The organism is Paenibacillus sp. ALJ109b (genome assembly GCF_010747435.1).
Taxonomy (GTDB): Bacteria; Bacillota; Bacilli; order Paenibacillales; family Paenibacillaceae; genus Paenibacillus; species Paenibacillus taichungensis.
The window spans coordinates 19,620-43,874 of the sequence record NZ_JAAIFP010000002.1 but is presented as its reverse complement, the minus strand read 5'-3'; the positions used below and the strand labels follow the sequence as shown (position 1 = coordinate 43,874).

Annotated in this window: 21 protein-coding genes, 1 tRNA gene and 1 pseudogene; 4 read left to right on the top strand and 19 right to left on the bottom strand. The window is 44.4% G+C overall.

The annotated features are described in order from the left end of the window. Window positions 1–144: 144 nt before the first annotated feature. The 3 genes and pseudogenes from G3352_RS02155 to G3352_RS02145 form a co-directional block, all read right to left on the bottom strand. Window positions 145–948: pseudogene (locus G3352_RS02155) on the bottom strand (hypothetical protein); the annotation flags it as partial. A 362-nt stretch (window positions 949–1,310) separates the two neighbouring features. After that, window positions 1,311–2,264, bottom strand: coding sequence for an NAD-dependent epimerase/dehydratase family protein (locus G3352_RS02150; RefSeq protein WP_163753432.1), 954 nt, complete (start codon window positions 2,262–2,264; stop codon window positions 1,311–1,313). 116 nt (window positions 2,265–2,380) lie between these two features. Beyond that, window positions 2,381–2,902 carry a TetR/AcrR family transcriptional regulator gene (locus G3352_RS02145; protein ID WP_163753431.1) on the bottom strand — a complete coding sequence of 174 codons (522 nt, stop codon included), beginning with the start codon at window positions 2,900–2,902 and terminating at the stop codon, window positions 2,381–2,383. 554 nt (window positions 2,903–3,456) lie between these two features. On the opposite strand from G3352_RS02145, the gene G3352_RS02140 reads away from it, so the two are divergent. From G3352_RS02140 to G3352_RS02130, 3 genes are all read left to right on the top strand, one after another. Then, on the top strand, window positions 3,457–3,876 hold the full coding sequence (locus tag G3352_RS02140) for a MarR family winged helix-turn-helix transcriptional regulator (protein WP_163753429.1): 420 nt from the start codon (window positions 3,457–3,459) through the stop codon (window positions 3,874–3,876). Window positions 3,877–3,903: 27 nt separating this feature from the next. Continuing rightward, entirely contained in the window at window positions 3,904–4,554 is a 651-nt protein-coding gene (locus G3352_RS02135) for a nitroreductase family protein (RefSeq protein WP_163753427.1), read from the top strand. An 86-nt stretch (window positions 4,555–4,640) separates the two neighbouring features. Then, entirely contained in the window at window positions 4,641–4,937 is a 297-nt protein-coding gene (locus G3352_RS02130; RefSeq protein WP_163753425.1) for a putative quinol monooxygenase, read from the top strand. A 151-nt stretch (window positions 4,938–5,088) separates the two neighbouring features. Here G3352_RS02130 and G3352_RS02125 read toward each other — a convergent pair whose 3' ends face one another. The 9 genes from G3352_RS02125 to nrdR form a co-directional block, all read right to left on the bottom strand. Next, the gene (locus G3352_RS02125) at window positions 5,089–6,138 is read right to left on the bottom strand and encodes an NAD(P)/FAD-dependent oxidoreductase (RefSeq protein WP_163753423.1); all 1,050 of its coding nucleotides are present in this window, start codon (window positions 6,136–6,138) and stop codon (window positions 5,089–5,091) included. A 240-nt stretch (window positions 6,139–6,378) separates the two neighbouring features. After that, window positions 6,379–7,194 (bottom strand): helix-turn-helix domain-containing protein, encoded by an 816-nt coding sequence (locus G3352_RS02120; protein ID WP_163753421.1) that lies wholly within the window; start codon window positions 7,192–7,194, stop codon window positions 6,379–6,381. 192 nt (window positions 7,195–7,386) lie between these two features. Continuing rightward, window positions 7,387–8,394 carry a FecCD family ABC transporter permease gene (locus G3352_RS02115; RefSeq protein WP_163753419.1) on the bottom strand — a complete coding sequence of 336 codons (1,008 nt, stop codon included), beginning with the start codon at window positions 8,392–8,394 and terminating at the stop codon, window positions 7,387–7,389. Beyond that, on the bottom strand, window positions 8,391–9,398 hold the full coding sequence (locus tag G3352_RS02110) for a FecCD family ABC transporter permease (RefSeq protein WP_163753417.1): 1,008 nt from the start codon (window positions 9,396–9,398) through the stop codon (window positions 8,391–8,393). Before G3352_RS02110 ends, G3352_RS02115 begins: the two co-directional genes overlap by 4 nt. 12 nt (window positions 9,399–9,410) lie before the next feature. Continuing rightward, complete coding sequence (locus G3352_RS02105) at window positions 9,411–10,385, bottom strand: iron-hydroxamate ABC transporter substrate-binding protein (RefSeq protein WP_163753415.1); 975 nt, start codon at window positions 10,383–10,385, stop codon at window positions 9,411–9,413. A 115-nt stretch (window positions 10,386–10,500) separates the two neighbouring features. Beyond that, window positions 10,501–12,150, bottom strand: coding sequence for a helix-turn-helix domain-containing protein (locus tag G3352_RS02100; RefSeq protein WP_163753413.1), 1,650 nt, complete (start codon window positions 12,148–12,150; stop codon window positions 10,501–10,503). A gap of 372 nt (window positions 12,151–12,522) precedes the next feature. Beyond that, window positions 12,523–15,267, bottom strand: coding sequence for an AAA domain-containing protein (locus G3352_RS02095; RefSeq protein ID WP_163753411.1), 2,745 nt, complete (start codon window positions 15,265–15,267; stop codon window positions 12,523–12,525). A 217-nt stretch (window positions 15,268–15,484) separates the two neighbouring features. Continuing rightward, a tRNA-Ala gene (locus G3352_RS02090) sits at window positions 15,485–15,557 on the bottom strand. Window positions 15,558–15,743: 186 nt separating this feature from the next. After that, window positions 15,744–16,211 (bottom strand): transcriptional regulator NrdR, encoded by a 468-nt coding sequence (gene nrdR / locus G3352_RS02085; protein ID WP_163753409.1) that lies wholly within the window; start codon window positions 16,209–16,211, stop codon window positions 15,744–15,746. 115 nt (window positions 16,212–16,326) lie between these two features. Between nrdR and G3352_RS02080 the strand changes: the two genes are divergently transcribed. Then, window positions 16,327–16,548: an alpha/beta-type small acid-soluble spore protein gene (locus tag G3352_RS02080; RefSeq protein WP_053783555.1), complete on the top strand. Its 222-nt coding sequence runs from the start codon at window positions 16,327–16,329 to the stop codon at window positions 16,546–16,548. A 107-nt stretch (window positions 16,549–16,655) separates the two neighbouring features. On the opposite strand, the gene G3352_RS02075 is transcribed toward G3352_RS02080, so the two are convergent. From G3352_RS02075 to pstB, 7 genes are all read right to left on the bottom strand, one after another. Further along, window positions 16,656–17,219, bottom strand: a complete 564-nt coding sequence (locus G3352_RS02075) for a lytic transglycosylase domain-containing protein (protein WP_063568107.1) — start codon at window positions 17,217–17,219, stop codon at window positions 16,656–16,658. Further along, complete coding sequence (gene coaE / locus G3352_RS02070) at window positions 17,216–17,812, bottom strand: dephospho-CoA kinase (RefSeq protein WP_163753407.1); 597 nt, start codon at window positions 17,810–17,812, stop codon at window positions 17,216–17,218. The genes G3352_RS02075 and coaE overlap by 4 nt, the downstream gene beginning before the upstream one ends. 9 nt (window positions 17,813–17,821) lie before the next feature. Further along, on the bottom strand, window positions 17,822–18,598 hold the full coding sequence (locus G3352_RS02065) for a manganese efflux pump (protein ID WP_310853578.1): 777 nt from the start codon (window positions 18,596–18,598) through the stop codon (window positions 17,822–17,824). Between the two features lie 154 nt (window positions 18,599–18,752). Next, the gene (gene mutM, locus G3352_RS02060) at window positions 18,753–19,583 is read right to left on the bottom strand and encodes a DNA-formamidopyrimidine glycosylase (RefSeq protein WP_163753403.1); all 831 of its coding nucleotides are present in this window, start codon (window positions 19,581–19,583) and stop codon (window positions 18,753–18,755) included. A 116-nt stretch (window positions 19,584–19,699) separates the two neighbouring features. After that, a complete protein-coding gene (gene polA / locus G3352_RS02055) occupies window positions 19,700–22,354 on the bottom strand; it encodes a DNA polymerase I (RefSeq protein ID WP_163753401.1) in 2,655 nt (884 codons plus the stop codon). Window positions 22,355–22,575: 221 nt separating this feature from the next. Further along, window positions 22,576–23,235, bottom strand: a complete 660-nt coding sequence (gene phoU / locus G3352_RS02050) for a phosphate signaling complex protein PhoU (RefSeq protein WP_076289778.1) — start codon at window positions 23,233–23,235, stop codon at window positions 22,576–22,578. Window positions 23,236–23,298: 63 nt separating this feature from the next. Continuing rightward, window positions 23,299–24,054 (bottom strand): phosphate ABC transporter ATP-binding protein PstB, encoded by a 756-nt coding sequence (gene pstB / locus G3352_RS02045; protein ID WP_063568101.1) that lies wholly within the window; start codon window positions 24,052–24,054, stop codon window positions 23,299–23,301. Window positions 24,055–24,255: the final 201 nt, after the last annotated feature.

Here is a 24,255-nt window from a genome sequence, read left to right as displayed (position 1 = left end):
TTCGGTGCCGTGTAATTGCCTGTAGTTGCATTAAAATTTGCATTACCATAGTAAGGACTTGCTGTGCTCCAGTTGGTTAACTGTGCACTGGTTGTTGTTTGATAGGTTAGCCAAAAATGCAGAAAACCCTTGTGCAGCTAGATTGGGTCCTGATGCACCTGTAGCACCCGTGGCTCCTGTGGATCCAGTAACTCCAGTTGTTCCTGTTCCCGTTGCCTCTGTCACACCAGTTACCCCAGTAAGACCCGTGGCTCCAGTAGCCCCTGTAGCTCCCGTTCCTGTTGCACCTGTCACGCCAGTTACCCCAGTAAGTCCTGTTGCACCAGTAGCTCCAGTTGTTCCTGTTCCCGTTGCGCCTGTCACACCCGTAGCTCCTGCGCTTCCGACAGCTCCAGTTGCGCCAGTCACACCTGTGGTACCTGTAACGCCTGTTTCTCCAGGATCGCCTGTGGACCCAGTTATACCTGTCGTGCCAGTCACTCCTGTGCTACCTGTGTTACCAGTTACTCCCGTAGTCCCCATTCCAGTTACGCCGGTTACACCTGTTATACCCATTGCTCCCACGGCTCCGGTTGCTCCAGTCAGACCTGTATTACCTGTCACTCCGGTCACCCCAGGATCGCTCATCGCTCCTGTTACCCCTGTCGAGCCTGTTGCACCTGTGACTCCTGGATCACCAGTAATTCCTGTTGCACCTGTCACACCAGTTACACCTGAGATTCCGATTGACCCAGTTGGCCCTGTACTTCCTGTAACGCCCGGATCACCGGTTTTACCTGTTACTCCAGTCAGTCCTTGGACTCCGGTTACTCCCGTTATTCCTATCGAGCCAGTAGCTCCCGTATTCCACATCTTACCTGCTAATCCCATAGCTCCTGTGGTTCCTGTAGCTCCAGTTGCTCCTGTCTTTCCTTGAAACCCTCTATATCCCCTCGGTCCACGAAGCACACGACATCTGGATCGGACAGCTCTTTTCTTTTTTAGCGCAAGCTTCTTTTTGGATTTACATTTGACTTTTCCTTTTTTAGAAACGTGAGTGCCTGCTTTTTTTAATTTGCGTTTGGTTGTACTGATGGAGGAAATTTTGCGCTCCTTTTTGGATATATAGCTCACAAGAAAATCCCCCTCCTTGTACACCGTATCTATTCTCCGCTTTTGCAATACTACACTCTATGTCTAGGACATGTTTTGTGCACCGCCCATTAATGAAGTCATATCAGCATGCATCATTTTGGTTTAAGTCGTAAGCAATAACCTAGTCATAACGTATTTTAATTATTGATTAATCAATTACAAGTAAAAAAACACATTTATTTCTTTTGCAGCTCACCTATCGTCCGTGTAATCCCTTTTTCAAAAGAAGTCATCTTCACCGGCCCAATGTTGGCCTCGTATTTCTTTTTACTCAACACCAGCGGTTCTTCTGTCAAATATAACATTTCAACAATTTCTTTCATTACCGGTACGGCCAATCCAAGCAGCGAAAGTCCCATTTTGCCGAGGGCTATGACCGGTTTCGCTTTACCCGCCGCCAGTTGTGCAATACGTACGATTTCCTTGCCCGATATTATGCCAGCACCAGGGATATTCCAGTTCTGCCGATAGGCATCCTCTCTGCTCGCCAACTCCACAACCATGACCGCTGCATCTGGCAAATAGACATATTCTCGTGGCGTTTTCATGTTTCCGATAAAAAAAGCCATTTTCCCTTCCGCTATTGCTTCAAGCGTGGATCCCAGGTAAGAAGCCTGATTGGCAGTGGGACCATAATAATCAGGCAAACGAACAATCATTACTTGCGCTTTGCGCCATTGGCTGCTAAATAACATCTGCTCAAAGGCAAGCCGAGTTTTACCTTTGCGAGTATGCGGCTGCTTTGGATGTTCTTCAGTCACTTCTTTCATTTGACTTCTGCCATAAGGATAAATCCCGTCAATGACAACCACCTTCAGGCCCAATTGTTCTGCAGCTTCCATAATGGATTCACCCAGAGGGATCAGCTTGCTCTCCATTTCGTTATAAGGTACATTCGCACAGTGAAACATTACATCAGCTCCTAGTGAAGCAGCTATTATATCATCAGGTCGGAACGCATCTCCCACAGCGATTTGAAGGTAATCAGGGGACCCAAGCTTTACCGCAAGTTGATCCAGTTTTTGACGTGAGCGACCAAAAATGATTGTAGAAATGCCACGTTTAATCAATTCCTCTGTAATTGCTGCGCCCGTTCCACCTGTTGCCCCAACTACGATTGCTCTGTTCATTTCATCTCAACCTCTTTCTCTCAATTAGTTATTGATCAATTACTTACTTAAACACAATATAACGTATATTTAGTGATTGATCAATAACTAAAATGCAAAAAGGGATTCTTCCCTTTCTATCTATCCATAAGCTCTGGCATATCCAGTGAGGTCGATATATTACATAACATGCCAATTGCCAGAAATACTAACGTTCTTTGCTTTGGATTGGCACTGCCTGCGGCTGTGAAAGCTTCCAATACCATATCTCGCACCTCAGTGAACCCTTTATGCATTGCTTGACGGATGACTTCCTCCTGAATCGTCTGCGCCTGCATTTGCAACAAAATTTCGTTCTTGTGAGATTTAAGAATCTCTTCATAAGCTTCAGTTAACTCGTTCTCCAACTGATCTGGAGTAGCTGTCTGCACCACCATTCGGAATGAATCAATTACTCGTGTCCAGGATACCTCCAATGCCGTTAAGAGCAAGGCTTCTTTGCTTTTAAAAAAACGAAAGATATACGGCTGCGAAATATTTGCCCTTTCTGCTACCTGAGCTGTGGTCGCCCGGAAATAGCCGATTTCAGCGAATACCTCAATCGCTGCGGATATGATGTCACTACGTCGATTAACCGACACCGCTGCATCTTTAGCCATGATAATCACGCCTCCATTCATTAGTAATTAATTGATCAATAGCTTGAAGTATATAGGAAAGTCTAATGCATTGCAAAGAGACTCATCACTCTAATCCAGGATAAACTGAACCGACTCGCGCAGCCCTCCCATATGCTATCATCGTCCAGCAGGAATTTGCACTCATCCTCCAATCTAAGCACAGTTTTAAACATCTCTGTGACCACAATTTCGTCCATAAGTACATTACCTTTCATTATAGTTGATAATAATTCTCAATCATAATATAAATCGATATAAAGTTACTTGAATGGATAACCTAGACCTACGGAACTAAGAAGACTATCGCTTTGGAATAGATGGATTTATCTTCTCATGACTACTCTGTTGCAAAATCAAAACACTCATGATATATTAATTGAGCCATCAATGATTGATGCATCAAATATTGATACGTCAGATATTAACTTAGCAGATTTCACTGACTAAGCAATGGCACTGTATAATGGCAACTTTATGTATTTTGTTCACATAAGCCGTTGTTCATGGTCGAGATTCACCCGGGAGGTCTAGTCATGACACGTAATGTTTCCAAAGAAGAGCAGATTATCAATCTGCTGAATGTACTGGGGAATAAAATTAGTCCCAAATTCGAACGCTGTACGGGCATCAGCTCATCACGCTTTGAAATTTTGCATGAGTTGGATCAAGTGGACGAGATTAACCAGTCCATGCTCCAGAAAATCATCAACATCGATAGTGCTGCAATCACACGCCACTTGAAACAGCTTGAAGCTGACCTGATGGTCACGAGACGTAAAAATCCCGAAGACAACCGGGTAACGTTTGTTCGTCTGACGGATCATGGCCGGAAGCAAATTGAAGGCTACAAGGCAGAGAAAACCAATTATATTAACCAGATTTTACAGGGGTTCAACGAAGATGAAGTTTACGCTCTCGCTGATTTCCTGGAACGAATGCAAAACAATTTCTAAACCCATATATAGAGGAGAGAATCAGACATGAGTACATTCCAAAGCACTTTTCAAAAGACAAATGATTTTAACGAAATTACTTACGGCCGCCGGTCTGTAAAACTATACGATTCTGAAGTCAAAATCAGCCGTGAAGAAATGACAGAAATTCTGTCAGAAGCTTCTCGTGCTCCATCTTCCATCAATTTGCAGCCTTGGCGTTTTCTCGTTGTAGATACGGCTGATGGCAAAGAAAAGCTTGCTCCTCTCGCGAAATTCAACCAAAATCAGGTTTTGACTTCCGCAGCAGTAATTGGCGTATTTATTGATATGAACAATGTCGAGTACATGGACGAAATTTTTGGTAAAGCTGTAGAGCTCGGTTATATGCCACAGGAAGTCAAGGATATGCAGCTCAAAACTGTAATGCCTTATTACGAAAATATGCCCGCTTCCGCTCTTCGCGACGTCAATCTGATTGACGCAGGTCTGGCTTCCATGCAATTGATGCTCGCTGCACGTGCTCATGGGTATGATACCAACCCGATTGGTGGTTATGAGAAAGATCAAATTGCTGAAGCATTCGGAATGGATAAAGATCGTTTCCAACCCGTTATGCTGATCTCGATCGGTAAATCGGCCAAAGAAGGTCACCCTTCCTACCGTCTGCCTGTTGAGACAATTACGACTTGGGCATAATATCAGTCAATGTTTTACGTGCTCCAGCACCATTTACATTTCAAACAATAACAACATTCTAAATACACTAATGGAGGTTGAATATTATGATTATCATTCACGCTCACTTGCAAGTTAAACCAGACCAGGAACAAGCTTTTTTGGAAGCAACAAAAGTACTGATCCCTGCAACACGCAATGAAGAAGGCAACATCAGCTATGATCTCGCCAAAAGTACTGAACGCGAACATCATTACACGATGATTGAACTGTGGAAAGACGAAGCCGCTACAGCTTCCCATAATGCAAGCGCCCATTTCCAGACTTTCGTTCAACAAGCAGCAGCATTCATGGCCGCTCCAATGAACGTTGAAGTATTCGCTGGAGAAGCAGTTAAACGCTAAAATATGAGCCTTACATTTAATTAATTACTTTAGCAGACCGATGAAATCGTCGGCTTGTGAAAAAGAAACCGCTCCTCGTCATGCTGACGGGTGAGCGGCTTTTTTGATATCGAAAGATAAACTTTATGATGAACATTGTAGTTTGCGTATTTTATTTGGTGTATAGATGCTTCATCAGCTCACGGTTTTTCTGCGTGAACAAGTCATTGTGTGAGGAAACCATTCCATGTGTATTGGCTTCGGGTGCTACGTATAGTTTGGCTTTGTTCACAGCATTGGCTGCGTCCTGGAACGCTCCTGCGATCAAATGAAGCTTCCCTTCATGATGCAAAATATCTCCCGCAGCAAAAATGCCCGGTACGGATGTTTCGCTGACTGGTGTGCCTGCGATCCAATGATCCTTCATATCAATCTTAATATGACTGTTCACCAGCAATTCCTTGTCCCGCTCATAACCGTAGTTAATGATGACCTCATCCACGGTCAGCTCCAATGAAGCTCCGTCCTCATTACGTTTCAGCACAACCGTCTCAATCTGTTGATGATCGTCTGTAGCGACCAACTTCTCAATCGTAGTATTGAGCAAGCATTCGACTGGACTGTTCTCTAGACGTGATATTTCAGCTTCATGACCTTTCAGCGTATCTTTCCGATACGTTAAATAGACTTGTTTGGCAATAAGGGCGAGCTCGTTCGCCCAATCAATCGCCGCATTACCACCACCCGAGATCAGAACCGTTTTGTCCTTGAATCGGGAGAGCGATTTGACTGTATAATGTAAGTTCGTAACCTCGAAACGTTCTGCACCTTCTATCTCCAGCTTAATCGGCTTCAGAATTCCTCCACCGATGGCTAAAATCACGGTTTTGGAGTAATGTTTTTCCTCAGAGGCGGTGTGCAGTACGAAGTATCCTTGCTCATCCTTGGATATGGACGTGACCTTTTCTCCAAGAACAACCTCTGGCTGGAAAGTCATTCCCTGATTGACCATTTGCTCGATCAGTTGTGCGCCCGGAACGGGTTGTAATCCCCCTATATCCCAGATCATTTTCTCAGGATACACATGCACCTTGCCGCCCAGATAGGGCTGGAACTCAATGATTTTGGTTTTCATTTCACGCAAACCGCTATAAAAAGCTGAAAATAATCCGGCAGGCCCACCACCAATAATCGTTACATCAAACACTTCATGAACTTTCATCTTGAATACCCTCATTTCCGAATTGGTTTGTCCAACATTCTTCTTCCATTTATTCCTGCATGGTTGGAACAGGCCGAGGATGCATCGAGTGAATAAAGAGCTTTTATTGTATTCATCTCTATCTGCCTTCCAAACCTTTATAATAATGATTCTCATTATCATTTAATACTATAGCAAGGATCATTGAAAATGCGAATGCACAAATCACCAATTTGAGATGCATTATTGTCCAATAGAAGCTTAATCAAGATGCGTGTATTCCGAAGGAGAAACACCAAATTTACTTTTAAAAATTCGACTGAAATAGAGCGGATTGGTATAACCAACACTGATCGCAACATCGCGAATCAAATAGCTCCCTGATTTCAGCAGCTCCCCTGCCCTCTCCATGCGATAATGAATGACATAATCGATTGGCCGAAATCCCGTGTATTTGTGAAAAAAGTAAGAGAAACGTTTTGAAGTCATACCATGTAACTCTGCTAACTCGTCCAGTGTCAGCAGATTCATGTAATGTCCATGAATATAAGAGATGGCTTGCTCAATCACCTTTTCACTCGGTGAGGTTCCACTTTCCCGTTGACTGCAGCCTGTAAAAACCTGAACCATGATGCTCAAAAATAATTCTTTGACTCGCAGTTTGCCAATTCCCCCTTGCGCGTGCAATTGTTCCTGCAGCATGACCAGTAATTCAACAACCCTTGGATTGGCACCGGATTCCAATTTGAAATGAAAGTCGCATTCCTGAATGCTGTCGCCCTTTTCCAATTGGTCAAAACTATAAAACAGTAAATAATATTCATACTCCGAATGGCCTTTCACTTGTGAGTCCAGCTGCATGCCTGGTGCTGCATGAAAAACAGACCCGGGCTGTAACTCGTATAACGTTCCATCTACTGACATACTGGCTTCTCCCCGTACCACAAAAAGAAATCCATGATTTAATGTTCTGAATTCACGCAATATACTTTTGGGTTGCAAAACCAATCGATTGATTCCATCTATTTTAAAAGAATTATCTGCAAATATTGAAGCTAATTGTTCCACATCTGTCATGGTAATTCCACCTATCTTTTAGAATCGGTTAAAACTGTGCCTATTTTATCTTATCACACAAAAGAAGTCATACTGGGTAGCCTGAGTTTCACCCTCCACCGTCAAAACTACAAACATAGGCCATCCCTTGTCTTGACGACAGAAAGATAGCCTGATTAGCTAAGAATTCAATTAGTCTAAAACTTTTTTTGATTATTTCTTCAATAATAAATAGACAAAATACGGCACACCGATTAGGGAGACCATAATTCCAGCTGCAATTCCATCAGGATCAACCAGGTTGCGCCCAACGGTATCTGCAATTAATAGAAGCCAGCCTCCAAGCAGAACGGCAACAGGAATAAATAACGAGTTACGTGGACCGACCAGCGCTTTGGCGATGTGTGGAGCCATCAAACCGATAAATGCGATCCCTCCCGTAACCGATACAGCAGATGCGGCTGCTGCAACAGCAATAACCATGAGTACCAAGCGTTCCCGCTCAAGCTTCAAACCCACTCCGATCGCTGTTTCTTCGTTCAGCCCCATCAGATCAAGCCGTCTGGTTCTGAACAAAGTAAGCGGGATTAACACAATCAGCCAAGGCAGCAAAGCCCATATGAATGGCCAGTCTGCCCCCCATATGTTTCCGGATATCCATTTGGCAATAAAGTCGACCTTGGATCGCTCCGCGGAAGAGATGATGACGATCATGATGCCTGACAGCGCCATCGAGAATCCAACCCCGACCAGCACCATTTTTATGGGATCAAGTCCCTTGGTCCGGCTATAGGAGAACAGATAGATGAGCGCCGCAGTCAGTAATGCACCGATAAAAGCAGCTAACGGCAACATATAAACGAACGTGCCCGCTTCAATCGGGAAATACAGAAAGAAGATCGCAACGGCAACACCTGCACCTGAATTGATTCCGATGATACCTGGATCGGCCAAATCATTACGCGTAATACTTTGCAAAATAGAGCCTGACAGCGCAAGCGCCATACCAGCTAGTAATGTAATAAAAACTCGAGGTAATCGGACCGAAAACAGAACAAAGTCTTCTTTAAATGTGCCTTGACCAAATAACACCGGAATTACCCTTTTGAAAGACAACGAGGAATAACCCCAGCTCATACCTACCACAGCCGTGATGAGGATCAGCAGCAAACACACGAGCAGAATCAGTCGTTGCTTGCGAATTCGCGCAGACATTGTCATGAGAATGCTTTGCCCCCTCTACGCACAACGAACAGGAAGAAAGGTAAACCAAGCATGGAAGCAATGGCGACCACAGGAGTTTCGTAAGGTGCATTTATCGTTCGGCCCAGTGTTTCGGCAAGCAGCATAAATGATGCTCCGGCAAAAATGGATACGGGTATAATATACCGATAATCCGTGCCCACCAATTTACGGACAATATGGGGAATCATTAAGCCGACAAAGGCCATATTTCCGATCAATGCAACCGACGCTCCGGTAAGCACGATGACCAGCAGGAACAGAATGGTTTTGACGAGTACAAGCTTCTGCCCCAGTCCAGTCGCCACCTCGTCGCTCAGGCTAAGAATGTTGATCTGGTTGGAAAGGAACGGAACAATGACTAGACCAACGAGTATGACAGGTGCAATAGCTTGAATCTGGCTCCATGTCGTTCCGATGAGTCCTCCCGAAGTCCACATGGATACATCCTTGGAAATTTTGAAAAAGATACTGATGCCATCTGAGATGGCATACATAAAAGCGGATACCGCTGCCCCAGCCAGAACTACCCGGATAGGAGACAAGCTCCCCCTCCGCATCGAGCCAAGCACAATAACCAATGCGGCTCCAAGTGCAGCACCAACAAAACAAGCAACCATAATCCCAAAATATCCGAGTGATGGCATGAAAACAAAAGCCAGGGCGAGTGCCATATTAGCACCTGAAGTCAAACCGAGCAGTCCAGGATCAGCCAGCGGATTGCGAGTAATTCCCTGCATGATGCCTCCGGAGACGGCGAGAGCCGCTCCGATCAGCATGGCAGCGAGTTCCCGTGGAAGCCTGATCTCTCGCAGAATAAGAATATTATCGTTCTTCGTCGCAGAGGTCAGGGTCAGCCACAGATTGCGAAATGTTGTTTCTTCTGCGCCAAACATCATGGCGATGATGAAACACACGATAAGTACGAGTACACTACCCAGCAGCTTGGTTGCAAACCGAAAAGGAAGTCGTTTATTTTTCATCGCGTTCAAGGTTTACTTGCCAAGAAAATGTTCGATAAAGAATTCCAGCTGGTATTCCATGCTCAGTGGATCATTGAAGTAAAATGCCTTGGCATCCGCTTCGAATACTCGATTATTTTTCACCGCATCAATATTTTTGTATGTTTCGGTATTTTGGAACGAATTGTCCTCGTCAGCATTTTTACTGAATATTACATAGTCACCCATGTAGTCTTTCAGTACTTCGTTCGATACTGCAAAGAATCCGTCTTTCTTGGTCGCTTCCTTGACCTTATCTGGCATGCCTAAACCGAATTGATCATACAGTATTTCCGTTCCACGTCCGAATTTCTCGCCATACACATAAAGTTGTTTATTGAACGTTTCAATAACGGATACAGTCGCATTCGCGCCAATTTTAGCTTTGATTTCTTCCCCTACTTTTTTGCTTCGAGCGTCAAAATCTTCAACCCAAGCTTGTGCTTCTTTTTCTTTGTTCACAAGCTTTCCGATCTCCAGTTGTTGCTTAAGGAAGTCCACCTTACCATATGTATAGGTGACTGTTGGAGCGATTTGCTTCAGCTTATCTACGTTCTTGATATCAGACAGGCCGATAATCAGATCCGGGTTCAATTCAATAATTTTCTCCAGACTTTCGTCGGTAACCGCCTCTGTATTCGCTAGTTTTTCTTTGAAATTTGGGTTCTCCTTGGACATTTCATCCACGCCAACCAGCGGCACATCCAGTGCCATCACGTTTCCTGTCAGGAATCGGGTCAGCACAACCACGCGTTGCGGGTGGGAAGGAACTTCCACAGGACCCGTCTCCGATTGATAAGTGAACGTGCCCGAATCTGACTCGGATGAAGAACCTACTGATTCCGAGTTCGAAGAAGTAGATTCGTTGGATGCAGTTGCATTCTCCGTTGTATCTTTGGCTGAGTTGCTTCCGCAAGCGCTAAGCAATAAAACCAGAACGAATATAAATGGAACAAAAAGCTTTCTCATTAGATGACTCTCTCCCTTTTCTCTTTGAATATGAAAATCATTCTCATTACAATAGCTAATTATAGGCATGCAGGAAGAACCTAACCATGCCTTTTTGTTTGAGAAAACCTTTGGATTATTGGATGCCAGTCCATAAGGATACAGCCCGTCCGAGCTGCAAACGAATGGAAACCGGATTGTAGGGTATCCACTCTTCCTGCTCCAGATGATAGATCCGATTTTGCTTCACTACCTCAAGCCCTTTCCAGTATTCCGAGTTAAATATACCTTCTGAATGAGCCTTTGACCCTTTTTCATCTGGAAAAACAATGACAAGCATACGAGTGCCCTCGTAATCCTGAAGTTCCGATAGTTGGATAGATACCGAATGAAATTGATCGCCAAACCTCTGTATTTCCTGGGCAATCTTGGCCGGAGGACGTAATCCTAGCGATCGATACATCACATATCCAACATTTCTAATTCCATATATTTGTAATTTTTCTGATTTTATGACGAGAATGGTCAGCGTCTCATTCACAATCGGGCTTGTTTGAATAGCTTCCCGCGCCTGTTGTTCTTCCCTTTCAAAGTCTGCCAGCCATTGTTCTGCCTTCTCCACCCTTTGAATCGCCTGTGCGATAAACCGCAGATGTTCTTTCCACCCAAGCTCCATCCACGCAATTTCGATAATAGGAGCGATTGATCGCAGAGTTTCGGAGCTTAATTCGTTCATGTGTATGTGCAATTTTGCTGCAATGATGAGCTCAATATTAGCATCCAGCAATGCCGACTTTATTTGTTCAGGTGAACTGTCCGAGTGGATAAAACGTATCGTTTGAGGTGGGCTTACTCCCTCTGTGCTTACATATTCGCTGCTTTCCGAGATGACGACCGCTGGTTCTAATCCAAGTAACATCAGATGGCTCGCATAAGGCGCAAACCACACAGCCACTCGTTGAAAAGGTCTGCGACGTGTGTAACCTGAAGGACTCTCTCCTGTCTGCTGCTTGAAGCGACGACTAAGATAGAATTCATCCTTATATCCGACCTTTAGCGCGATCTCACGAAGTGAAGCGGACCCGCTAATTAATAACTCTTTCGCCCGGTGAACACGTAAGCGTGAAAGATATTCATTGGGTGCGAATCCAGTAAGTTGCTTAAATAGGATGGAGTAGTGAGACCGACTGACCCCCGCAATTTCGGAAAGCCCTTCGGTTGTTATTTTCTCACTAAAATGGTTCTCCATAAATGTGATGCTGCGTTCCATGGACGGTTGGTCATTCGCAATATATCTCGCTTCCATCTGCTCCAACAGACTCATCAGTACTTGATGAAACAGAATCTGGTTACGCATATGCCTGACTTCATTGCCAGGTAAACGATACATATAGAGCTCCTCAAGCTGAGTTGCAATCGTTGGTTCATAGAACTCAATAAGCGTTCCTGCCGCAAGCACACTGGACCGTCCCATGGCTTCCATGGGCAGTGATCTCTTCTGTTCTTGTGTGCTAATGGAGAGGGTGTATATATGAAGAGGGTGCATCAGATTCCCCTGTATAACAACATCACTCTTCGCCGGAATAAGGATTACCATGCCATCGGTGAGTTCGTAAATATGATCGTCGTCGAGATGAAGTGTACCCTTACCACTTGAAACGGCCAACAGAATGGTCAAGTCCTCATGGATTCTATGTATTGGCATGGTTGACGTACTATATAATGATTGAATGCTGTCTGCTGTATATATTGGAAAATAGGACTCTGCCCATTCCGAGTTGTTCATTATTCTTATTCCTCCGTGACTGTTATGACTGTTAGCGGAAAACTAAAATAATCGTTCCGTTCTGGGGTCACTCAGTCCACTTACTGATGATGGGATGATGCCTGATAAACGGCTCTGCATGACTATTTTAACATTGTGGCTTCCTCCAGAATACTAGCGTTCAATTATAAATAGTTTTTACGATTGTCGCCATAACTATGTGAGAGGTCATAAGGAGAATTAGCATAGGTTAATTCAATGCAAAAACAAGAAAATGTTGTTTTAGTTTGGTTTATTTGCCCTCTTCACCACTTTCTGCTCCAGTGTCATGCAGAATTGAAGTTCGTACTGAGCCCATGATGCGGCTCCTTTCTCCATTTATTTATCTCGTGATTAGGGAATTAGCATTTGGTTTAATTGCGTTCGTATTTTAGTTATCTCATCAGACCCGGTAGTTTTAAGTCTTACCAAAGGAAACGGATAGTTTTCACATATATCATTTTTCAACATATCTCGTCTGATTTGATCGCGATTATTGCGGTGATAGGCAAATCCGTCAACTTCAATCGCAAAAAAAGGTTGCTTGTTCAAAGCATCATAGATTACAAAATCAAATGATGCTCTGTTCCTTATGTACTTCTTTTGTTCATCCGTCATGTGTTCAGTATTTTTGAATACATCTTTGAGGTATACCTGTCTGCAAAAGGTAATTCCTTTGTATACCTCTTCACTAAGGATATCCGATAAAACACGCCACATGATATTTTCGGACTTATACTTAGATTTTATCACCAATCGATTTTGTAAATCATTCAAACGTTCTGAATACTCTGAATATAACAAATCAAACACGGAAATAAGTTCACTATGAGTGACGTGTTCGTGCATAGAGTTGTATTCAATATAGCGAATTAAGTTGCCTATATCTTTTCTGGAATTTCGAAACAACGCATAATCTGTAACTAATATAAACTGGTTTTGGGCTCTGGATACAGCAACATTGACCAAAGCTGAGTTTTCAACAAACTTCTTACCAATCTGCCCGTCACGTGTCTGATCAAGTACTGTAGACATAATTATGATCGGTTTCTCACGCCCTTGGTATTTATGTACAGTATCGATTTCAATGCCGTCCTGCAAAGCTAATTCAGCTTCTTCCACCTGTAAGCGGTAAGGCGAAGTAAAACCTATATCTTCACTGAATAAACCATCCAGGTGAAGCTCCTTGATGATCTCTTTTTTCACTACTTCAATTTCCCTTTGGTTAAAACTCCCCTCGCTACCTTTGATCGTAACTCTTCTGTAATGGTTTCCCTTGACTGTGTAATGAACTCTTATCGGAATATCGGAATCCGCTTCAGGCGTAAAAGGAATCAGTTCATTGTTATAATATTGAGAGTTGCAAAACCCGATGATCTTCGGATGACATCTGTAGTGTTCCTTCAAAAGAGATCGTGGTAAATTCTGACCATACATTTCAACTACGGATGTAAGTAAGCTGTGTTCAAAATAATTATAGTTTTTTTTCACTTGATGTGGCTGGAGTTTGCTCTCTATACTCTGATCAATGATTTGTGGTAATTGCTTGGTATCTCCAACGATAATCGCATGTTTACAACAAGATAAAGCAAGTACGCCTGTAAGGAGATCCACCTGAGATGATTCATCAATAATGACATAATCAAAGAGAAAACCCTCTGGAATACACGAAAGCAGCGAATGCGTTGTACTGAGCATCACAGGAAACTGATCCAAGAACTCATCAAAGTTATTTTTATACGTTTTTTCATCACCAACAAATTTCTGTTTATTTTTGTATCTTTGGTACAACTCATGTTTGAACAATATTGCAGAATTAGTCTCGTGAAGCTTTAACAGATCCTCGAAAGATTCCATATGTAGCACATGCTGAATATCATTTTTACGTTTCTCTAATTGTTGCAATTTAGTTTCATAATATTTTGTTTGCATTTGTGTAATCAATTCCAGACGATCCTCTTTTAACTTTTTAAAGTCAGTGAAACCATATTTAAAAATTAATTTTGCTCTCTGTGCTATTCCCCTAAGACCATTTCCTATGTAACTCTCATCTACTAAGAAGGAAACTATTGTTTCAGGCGTGTTACTACGATAAAATAATCGTTCTATCTCTCCATATTGGTGGTTCCGGTTATGATGCTTAAAATGTTTTTGCTCCAGCCGATATGCTGCGATCTGTTGCTCAAGTATTGCTTTTTGATTCGCCAAGTCCAACAAAGTATTCAACTTCTGCGTCACTTCCCCAATTACCTGAACTACTGCATCTGCTTCATCAATTTCCCAATCCATAACTTCTTGATATTCAGGTAGATTCCCAAAAAAGCTTTTTCTGTTTTGGGAATTCCCCATTGATGCTACTACAAAACCATAACCGTGTTTTTGTAATTTTTCCTTAACATTTTGTACCGCTGCATTGTTGCCAGAAACTACGGCTACAGTTTTATTCTGTATGATTAAGTTCGCCAAAATATTTAAAATCGTTTGCGTTTTCCCAGTTCCCGGGGGTCCTTCTATAATGCAAATATTATTTTCAAGAGCTTGCTCCAACGCCTGTTTCTGACTTAAATTAAACCGAAATGGATAGATTACCCGGCCTGATTCATTTTTCATTTGATCGATGGAAGAACCACTCATATATGTTGCAAGCACGCTTTCCTTGTTTATAAAATTCAACTTAGAAAATTGCTTGTTCAAAAATGCTTCCCGACCAGGATCTGCTTTGGTGTGTTGTGCAATCTCTTTCCAATAATTGAGTAGGCTCGTCCATTGTTGATAACTTTCTTTGTTTTCCGCAAAACTTATGGCGGCAGTGTCAACAAGCATTGATTGTTCATTCTCCATAAAAACCTTAGTGAGTTCTTCAAATACCACTACTTCTTGAACATTATGTATCGGCAATCCATCCTTCAATACAATTTGATTTTGGACTATCCTGTGTATAGGACGTTCTTTCACTATAATTTTATTCAACGAGTAGCTGTATGTTTTACTACCTTTATTGAATCTAATTTTCACACTATTTTCCTCAGTTGAGAACTCTGCAATATTTCTTGTTTGATCATTCTGATCCAGAATAATCAAAATTTCTCGTTCATTCATTTTGTTTTTCTCCTGTATTGTAATTTAAAAAGTGTATTTTTCCCTAGTGATAATGAAAAGCCACTCCCCATCGCTTCACCATCTTCATACAAGTTAAGTAGAGTTTACTCGAATGGCACGTATTCTACCACAAGTCAACCAAACATCAAACAAATCCTGTACAGCAAAAACCCGCCAAACACTCGGAAATCCTTGTGTTTAGCGGGTTCTTTAGGTATGGAGCCTAGGGGGATCGAACCCCTGACCTCATCGCTGCCAGCGATGCGCTCTCCCAGCTGAGCTAAGGCCCCAAATTATGAATATAACAAGTTGTCCAAATCTGCAATGCTCCGCAGGCGACTTCTATATCATATAAAATACAGCTTTTGCTGTCAACAACTTTTTCCTTGAAGCTAAAGTGATTGGAGAAGAACAACCTTTTTACTGGAACACACAGATGGTAACCCCAGAATGCTCTTCCCCTTTTACCCGTTTCACTAATCCTCGTTGCCTTCTTTGGACAATAGGGATTTCAGTTCTTTCATGAACATATTGATGTCTTTGAATTGACGGTACACGGAAGCGAAGCGCACATAGGCTACTTCATCCACTGGAAACAGCTGTTCCATCAGCAGTTCGCCAATTTGACGGCTCTCTACTTCTGCATCGGCTGTATTTCGCAGAGACTTCTCTACTTCAGATACCATCATTTCCAGTGTCTCCACAGAGACCGGACGTTTCTCACAAGCTCTAATCAGGCCACGAAGAATCTTGTCCCGGCTAAATTCCTCACGACTGCCGTCTTTCTTGATGACGATCAGCGGCGTTTCTTCCACCATTTCAAAAGTTGTAAATCGACGGCTACATTGCTCACACTCACGACGACGACGAATCGATTTCGATTCATTGGCCGGCCTTGAATCAAGCACCTTTGTGCCCAGATAGGCGCAATAAGGACATTTCAAATCAGATCACTTCCCATGTTTTACTTTTTACCAGAAATTGCCTACATGCATTTAGTTATGAAAATCGTATTGCCGACACATAATACTTTTACCAACCGCGAGGAGGTGAACAGCAATGGCACAAAGCAATGGTAACTCCAACAACCTGGTGGTAACTAAAGCTTCCGCAGCTCTCGAACAACTGAAATATGAAGTTGCTCAAGAACTCGGAATCAGCATCCCACAAGACGGATACCAAGGTAACATGACTTCTTACGAGAACGGTTCGATCGGTGGATACATCACGAAGCGTCTGGTAACAATTGCAGAACAGCAATTGGCAGGTCAATACCAATAATATCTGCATCGTAATACGGTACACAGAGGAGCATGGAGCGGCCGGTGAACAACCGGCCTGCTCGGTGCTTCTACTTATTTTAGACCATGAATCCAGATTGTATTAACTTAGAACGTATTATAGATCTTTACATACTGATTATAATAATAAATGACGCGTTGTACATAGTGCCGGGTTTCTCCAAACGGAATATCTTTGACCGTCTCGAATGAACCATCCCATACGCCATCCCTTAGCCATGAGTTCACTTTACCTGGACCTGCATTGTAAGCAGCAATCATAGCCGCTTCATTGCCGTCAAATTGATCTGACAGATTGCGTAGATACCAGGTACCCAGCTGGATATTCCTTTCAGGCTCGTGCTTCAATTCTTCCAATGAGGTGCCCGGTATTTTAGCCTGCTCCATAATCCAGTTAGCAGTGTCGGGCATCAGTTGCATTAAACCGATGGCACCTCTCTTGGATTCCTTGCTTGTCTTAAAATTGGTCTCCACCTTGATGATGGAAGCGATGAGAAACGGATCAACCTCATAACTCTGAGACTGGGCCCGAATCTCTTCCTTATAATGAATCGGATAGAACCATGACATCCAATTGGTATTCAGGAACAGCACCAATACAAAAGACACAAACATTAACAACAATACCCGTTTCTTACGCAGCAATCTCATATTAGGCCCTTACGATGCAAAAATGAAATGAGTTGCTGCTCCGTCTCTGACCACAAGCCGCTGTTATCGATAACCACGTCAGCACGCTGCTTCTTATCTTCAATATCCATCTGCACGTCTATACGGGCATCTGCCTGTTCCGCCGTCATTCCATCCCGGCTCATCAGTCGTTCCCGCTGCACTGACCTCGGAACGTAAACAACCATCACTTCTTCGAAGCCTTCCTCCAGCCCTGACTCGTACAATAACGGAATATCCGATACGACCAGCTTGTCCGGATGTTCGATCTCATACAGAGCAGCGCGCTCGCGCATCTCCTTGCGGATCGCAGGATGTGTAATCGCCTCAAGTGCCTTACGTTCCTCTGGATTCTGAAACACAATACTGCCAAGCTTTTTCCGATCCAGTGTTCCGTCCTCATTCAATATGGCTTGTCCGAACCGCTGAACAGCCGCAGCCAAAACGGGATGCCCGGGCAGCATTACTTCCCGGGCAATAACATCTGCATCAATGAGCAACGCTCCCTTACTGGCGAGAAAGGCGGACACGCTGCTTTTGCCTGTCGCGATCCCGCCGGTTAAGCCAATATTCATTATTTCACCTCACAACAACTTCATTATTCCCATAAACATTAATAAAAGCGCAGGTAATACAGATAATCTTCGCATCCACCGCAAAGCAGCAAAGCGTAATCCAACTTTCATTCCCAGTGACAGAAATGCCCCGCTAAACAACGCAATAACTAATGCTGTCCACAAAGTCGGGAATCCCAATAATGCTGCCCCTAATCCTGCACCGAAAGCATCCAGAGAAAGGGCTATACCAAGCCACATCGCTTCTTGGACGGATATACTGCCCGAGTTATCCATATCCGCCTTTGAGGGACTACGCAGAATTTGTATAACTACACCCAGCTTCCGCAGCTCAAGTGTAAAGACCATTCGTTCCAGAGATCCTCCAGAAGCAGATGGCTCAAGTTCAAGCGCGAGCACCTGATTTCTGCCCTTCGACTGAGCTTCTGGTGAGGAGGCTTGCGTACTACTGCGGATTGTTCCTGCTGCTGTCCCCTCACCCACTCCATTGTCCGTTTCCAGCTGTTCTTTGTCACGTTTTCGAATGAGTTGCAGCAACGACCATGCGCCAATACCGATCAGAATAACCGCTCCAACAATTGAAGCCACGTCCGGAGATACGACATGAGACAGAAGCACACCTACTTGCATGGATAATGCAATAACCAGACCTGAACAGATGGAAATGACGACAATGGATAACAGCGGAATTTTAGTCCTCCGCAGCCCATATGTAATCCCGACCCCAAAACCATCTAAACTAAGCGCCAAAGCAAGCGCCAGTAATGAAATAAAATGATGCAGCACCCCGGATTCCTCCCCTGTGCGGAACTCGTTCCAACTGGCGGCTGCCAGTATGGGTATACGCCCGCTTATTTCTGCCATATCAGTATATGGAGGGAGGAATCCAAGGGTGCTACAATTTGACGATTTCGTTCATGCTGGCAAACCCATCAACGATTTAGAGCAGCGGTTGACACTTCGGACAGTAATGCGTACCTCTGCCGCCCACTACACTCTTCTCGATTAATGTACCACACGTTGCACAGGGTTCAGACTTGCGTCCATATATTTTCAACTGATGCTGGAACATTCCCATCTCGCCCTGTCCATTGACATAGGACTTTATGGAGGAACCACCTGCATCCACCGCATCCTGCAGCGTAATCACGATCGCTTCATGAAGTACGGTTAACTGGGCTTCGGTCAATGTCTTGGCAATGGTCTCTGGATGAATGCCTGCGCGGAACAATGCCTCGTCCACATAAATATTCCCGATGCCTACAACATATGCCTGATTTAACAAGATGGCTTTGATTTTGGTCGTGCGTTTACCAACAGCATCACGGAATGCGGCTACAGTAAACGCAGGATCAAGCGGCTCCAGCCCCAGTTTTAACAAAGGTTTGGATACCAGTTCCTCACCTGCATTAAAGAGATGCATTGTACCGAATTGACGGACATCCTTGTAACGTAATTCTGTACCATCGGTAAAGTGAAAGATAACATGGGTATGCTTCTCCACTTCCTCATGCTGTTGGTACACCCCGTACCTGCCTTCCATCCGCAGATGGGAGACAAGCACAAGCCCGTCCAGCAAAATACGCAAAAACTTGCCCCTGCGCTCCACACCGATCACGGTATGTCCCTTAAGTTCCATTGCAAATGCATCTATGTCGTCCGGCCGCTGAATAATCCGCGGCAAGCTAACGGTAACTGAGTCAATGGTCTTGCCAACAATAAGTTGATTCAATGTTCTTCTGACTGTTTCGACTTCCGGTAATTCCGGCATGATGTTCTCACCTCCCCTATATTATAACGGAAGATGGCGCTCAGCGGGACCCCTTCTTGTGTCGAAAACAGTTGAACATCATTTTGTAAAATAACGGAAAACCCGCTTGGGATCTATTATTTAGCCTCGTACCAGTTCTCTCCGTAGCTGACTTCTGCTTTTAGCGGTACTGACAGCTCCAATGCTTTTTCCATCACCGAAGGAACCAGCCCTTTCATCAGTTCCAGCTCATCCGCAGGCACTTCGAATACAAGTTCATCGTGCACCTGTAGCAGCATGCGGCTCTTCAGCTTGCGTTCACGTAGCGCTTCATCCATCTGTACCATGGCAAGCTTGATGATATCTGCCGCAGTTCCCTGAATCGGTGTATTCATCGCTGTCCGTTCCGCGAAGGAACGCAGGTTAAAGTTGCTTGCATTGATTTCTGGCAGATAACGACGGCGTTCCAGCAACGTTTTGACATAACCATCCTGACGGGCTTCCTTCACAATATCATCCATATATCGGCGAACACCCTGGAATACTTCAAAGTATTGATCGATAAACTGTGCTGCCTCTTTCCGCGTGATGTGCAGGTTCTGCGAAAGGCCGTAATCACTGATGCCATAAACAATTCCAAAGTTAACCGCCTTGGCAGAACGACGCATGTCTCCATCCACCTCTTCTGGCTTCACACCGAACACATCTGAGGCCGTCTTCGTATGGATATCCATGTCCTGAACAAAAGCTTCCTTCAGCCGCTCATCATCTGAAATATGTGCAAGGACGCGCAGTTCAATCTGCGAATAGTCTGCTGCCAAAATGGACCATCCTGGTTCGGAAGGAACAAATACCTTCCTGATTTTACGACCTTCCTCCATCCGAATCGGAATGTTCTGCAAGTTCGGAAACTGGCTGCTCAGACGTCCAGTAGCCGCGATCGTCTGACGGTAAAACGTATGCACCTTGCCATCCTTATCTGAAATCTCTTTGAGCAGTCCTTCTACATATGTGGACTGCAACTTGGCAAGTTGACGATATTGCAGAATATGTTTGACCACATCATTATATGGAGCCAGTTTCTCTAATACTTCGGCATCCGTAGAGTATCCTGTTTTTGTTTTCTTCACCACAGGCAGACCGAGTTTATCGAATAAAATCTCACCCAGCTGTTTCGGTGAATTCAGATTGAATTCCGTACCGGAAAGCTTGTAGATTTCCGCCATCAACCTGGTGATATTTTCTTCGAACTCACTACCCAAAGCCTGTAAATCTGCCGTATTAGCCTTAATGCCCTGTTTCTCCATATCTGCAAGAATACGTGACAACGGCATCTCCAGTTCATGGAAAAGTGCGTTCATCTCATTACTCTCCAGTGCCTGCTCCTGGAGTGGAATAATGGCTGCTACTGCCGCCGCTTTGCGACACAGAAAATCGCCCAGTATATCCGCCTCAGGCACCCTGTATTTTGCACCTTTGCCCATAACCGTATCATCCTCCACAAGGGAAGGCAGACCATACTTTGTGGTCAGGCCACTAATTGTCTGATTCGATTCGGTTGGATCAAGCAAATAGGCAGCCAGCTGCACATCAAAGGACGCTCCAGCAAACTCAATGCCATGCGCATGCAGTGCGAGATCGACACGGTGCAGATCATAACCACGCTTGGGTTGATCAGCATTGCCAAGCCATTCTCTTACTGGTGCCGCTGCATCAGACTGGAGCAATTCGGGAGACAGGAATGTATAGGTTCCGGCTGAACCAACAGCAAGTCCAATTAGTTTCGCCTGATGCGGGTTATCGCCATGTGTCTCCACATGCAGCACATCAATGGATTCGAGTGAACCGAATAGTTCACTAATCGTTTCTTCTGTTGCAATGGAGGATTCCACTGCGGCAGCCGGAACGGCTTCCCGTTCAGAAACTACACTTGCACGGAATGACAGGCGCTCAAGCAAAGACTTAAATTCGAGCTTGGCCAAAGCCGGACCTGCCAGTTCCTCTTTTAAGCCAGCGAACTGCATATCTTCCCATGTTTGTTCCAATGGAACTTCACGGTGGATCGTGGCAAGGTGCTTGCTCATACGTGCATCTTCGGCGTGAGCCTCAATCTTTTCTTTCATTTTGCCCTTTAGCTCACCTGTACCGTTAAGAACTTCTTCAACCGAACCGAACTGGTGCAGCAGTTTCAGAGCCGTTTTCTCTCCGACGCCAGGAATGCCCGGAATATTGTCGGACGTATCGCCCATCAGACCCTTGAGGTCAATGATCTGCAACGGGGTCAGGCCATAACGTTCCTTGATCTGAGCAGGATCGTACAGCTCAATCTCGGTTACTCCTTTACGCGTAAGCCCGATATGCACATGTTCAGAGGCAAGCTGCAACATATCTTTGTCACCAGACACAACGAGAACCTGTCTTCCGGCTTCATCCGCACGTTTCGTTAATGTTCCGATAATGTCATCCGCTTCAAACCCTGCAAGCTCAAACTGGGCAATCCCGAAGCCCTGAAGCAGTTCTTTCAGCAGCGGAAATTGCTCGGACAACTCCGGTGGTGTTTTCTCCCGACCACCTTTATATTCCTGGTAACCTTCGTGCCGGAACGTAACTTTGCCTGCATCAAATGCCACCATCACATGTGTCGGTTTATGTTCTTCCAGCAAGCGCAGCAGCATCGTAGTGAAACCGTACACCGCATTGGTGTGCAAGCCTTTCGAGTTAGTTAGCGGTGGCATTGCAAAAAACGCCCTGTAAATAATGCTATTTCCATCTATAAGAATAAACTTGTCCATTCCAGCACCTCACGTATCGTATGGTCAATCCTTCAATTACATCTACTCTCATGATACCATACACACCAGTTACAACAAAAAAATTAGTCATCTTTATAGGTCATGATTTGGCCTGCAAAAAAAAGGAACTCCCTCAGCGGATGACCTGTTCACAGGCCGCCCGAGAGAAAGTCCCTTCATTTCGCTACGAATAATACCCCAATTCCACTAAAAGCGGTTACCTATTGATTCAAATCAGGGCGTTTTCCTGTTACCAGATACACCGTGCTCTCACCAATGTTTGTTGCGTGGTCACCAATCCGTTCGATATAACGTCCTACCAACATCAAAAGCATCGCTTGGGAAGCCTTATTTGGATGATCTGTCATAAACGAGTAGAGGTCACTGATCATATGACTGTACAATTGGTCAACCTGATCATCGGTCTGAGCCATTTTGTAGGCCAGATCCGTATTTTCTTTCAGGAAGGATTCAATGGATTCCTCAATCATGGACTTCACGATTTCCGCCATTCTTGGAATATCCACAAGCGGTTTAATGAGCTCCTGCCCATCCATACGAAGGGTCACTTTGGCCACATCCAGCGCAAGGTCACCCATACGCTCCAAGTCACTTGAGATTTTGAAGGCAACGATAATGCGTCGCAAATCCTTCGCTACCGGCTGTTGTGTAATGATGAGCTTGGAACCCAGTTCCATAATCTTGTCTTCCAGGGCATTCAGATTCGCATCATTCTTGATGATGACCTGAGCTTTCTCGGCATCCATCGTCTGTAAACTTTCAATAGCACCATCCAACGCTGTGCCTACATGCTCACCCATTTGCCGAAGCAGTGTGCGCAGTTCCTCAAGCTCCTGATCAAATTCTTTTCTGCGAATCATAGATTCCATGTCCTCCTTATCCATCATCTCCGGACACGCCGGGATCGTTCGAACTCAGCTTGCTTATCCGAACCGTCCGGATATATAATCCTCGGTTCTGGAATCCTGCGGTGTGGAGAACAACGTTTCTGTATCTGCTGCCTCCACCACTTCTCCGTTCAAAAAAAATACCGTACGACCCGATACACGTGCAGCTTGGTGCATGTTGTGCGTTACCATTACAATCGTGTATTTGTGGTGCAATTCCTTGACCAGTTCCTCAATTTTAAGCGTTGAAATTGGATCAAGTGCAGACGTTGCTTCATCCATCAACAGTACGTCAGGCTGCACGGCCAGAGCACGTGCAATACAGAGGCGCTGCTGTTGTCCACCGGAGAGACTGAGTGCTGATTTTTTGAGTACATCCTTTACTTCATCCCACAGTGCAGCATGAACAAGACTCTGCTCAACCAAACGATCCAGTTCGGCTTTTTGCGTCACCCCGTGAAGTCGTGGTCCATAGGCCACGTTATCGTAAATGGATTTTGGAAAAGGGTTAGGCTGCTGAAACACCATTCCGACCCGCTTGCGCAGCGTCTCTACTTCAATCTCATTGCTATAAATGTCAGAACCGTCCAACATAACTTGTCCTTCCACACGTACGCCTGGAATCATGTCATTCATCCGATTCAATGTACGAAGCAAGGTCGATTTACCACAGCCCGACGGACCAATAAATGCGGTAACCGTCTTCTCCGGCAGGTCCATCGATATATTTTTAAGCGCGTGATGCGTATCATAGTATAAATTAAGTCCTTCAATGTGAATGAGGTCCTTCATGGATGTTCACTTCTCCTTCGCGGCAGGGACAACCAGATTCCCTTACGTAGACCGATGCCAGTGATTGAACTTGGCTCTCGGTCATCTATAATATCCTACCCTCTCATTGTAAAAACAGTATCACTTTCATGTTAACGGAATGTAAAAAGAGACATCTTTCACACCGATGACCCTTCTACCTGATCATTGCGTATGAATGAT

What these genes read in the sequence shown, in the direction of transcription:
- G3352_RS02150 (WP_163753432.1), bottom strand. Translation starts at nt 2,264, where the DNA reads ATGAACAGAGCAATCGTAGTTGGGGCAACAGGTGGAACGGGCGCAGCA.
- G3352_RS02145 (WP_163753431.1), bottom strand. Translation starts at nt 2,902, where the DNA reads ATGGCTAAAGATGCAGCGGTGTCGGTTAATCGACGTAGTGACATCATA.
- G3352_RS02140 (WP_163753429.1), top strand. Translation starts at nt 3,457, where the DNA reads ATGACACGTAATGTTTCCAAAGAAGAGCAGATTATCAATCTGCTGAAT.
- G3352_RS02135 (WP_163753427.1), top strand. Translation starts at nt 3,904, where the DNA reads ATGAGTACATTCCAAAGCACTTTTCAAAAGACAAATGATTTTAACGAA.
- G3352_RS02130 (WP_163753425.1), top strand. Translation starts at nt 4,641, where the DNA reads ATGATTATCATTCACGCTCACTTGCAAGTTAAACCAGACCAGGAACAA.
- G3352_RS02125 (WP_163753423.1), bottom strand. Translation starts at nt 6,138, where the DNA reads ATGAAAGTTCATGAAGTGTTTGATGTAACGATTATTGGTGGTGGGCCT.
- G3352_RS02120 (WP_163753421.1), bottom strand. Translation starts at nt 7,194, where the DNA reads ATGACAGATGTGGAACAATTAGCTTCAATATTTGCAGATAATTCTTTT.
- G3352_RS02115 (WP_163753419.1), bottom strand. Translation starts at nt 8,394, where the DNA reads ATGACAATGTCTGCGCGAATTCGCAAGCAACGACTGATTCTGCTCGTG.
- G3352_RS02110 (WP_163753417.1), bottom strand. Translation starts at nt 9,398, where the DNA reads ATGAAAAATAAACGACTTCCTTTTCGGTTTGCAACCAAGCTGCTGGGT.
- G3352_RS02105 (WP_163753415.1), bottom strand. Translation starts at nt 10,385, where the DNA reads ATGAGAAAGCTTTTTGTTCCATTTATATTCGTTCTGGTTTTATTGCTT.
- G3352_RS02100 (WP_163753413.1), bottom strand. Translation starts at nt 12,150, where the DNA reads ATGAACAACTCGGAATGGGCAGAGTCCTATTTTCCAATATATACAGCA.
- G3352_RS02095 (WP_163753411.1), bottom strand. Translation starts at nt 15,267, where the DNA reads ATGAATGAACGAGAAATTTTGATTATTCTGGATCAGAATGATCAAACA.
- G3352_RS02080 (WP_053783555.1), top strand. Translation starts at nt 16,327, where the DNA reads ATGGCACAAAGCAATGGTAACTCCAACAACCTGGTGGTAACTAAAGCT.
- G3352_RS02075 (WP_063568107.1), bottom strand. Translation starts at nt 17,219, where the DNA reads ATGAGATTGCTGCGTAAGAAACGGGTATTGTTGTTAATGTTTGTGTCT.
- coaE (WP_163753407.1), bottom strand. Translation starts at nt 17,812, where the DNA reads ATGAATATTGGCTTAACCGGCGGGATCGCGACAGGCAAAAGCAGCGTG.
- mutM (WP_163753403.1), bottom strand. Translation starts at nt 19,583, where the DNA reads ATGCCGGAATTACCGGAAGTCGAAACAGTCAGAAGAACATTGAATCAA.
- polA (WP_163753401.1), bottom strand. Translation starts at nt 22,354, where the DNA reads ATGGACAAGTTTATTCTTATAGATGGAAATAGCATTATTTACAGGGCG.
- phoU (WP_076289778.1), bottom strand. Translation starts at nt 23,235, where the DNA reads ATGATTCGCAGAAAAGAATTTGATCAGGAGCTTGAGGAACTGCGCACA.
- pstB (WP_063568101.1), bottom strand. Translation starts at nt 24,054, where the DNA reads ATGAAGGACCTCATTCACATTGAAGGACTTAATTTATACTATGATACG.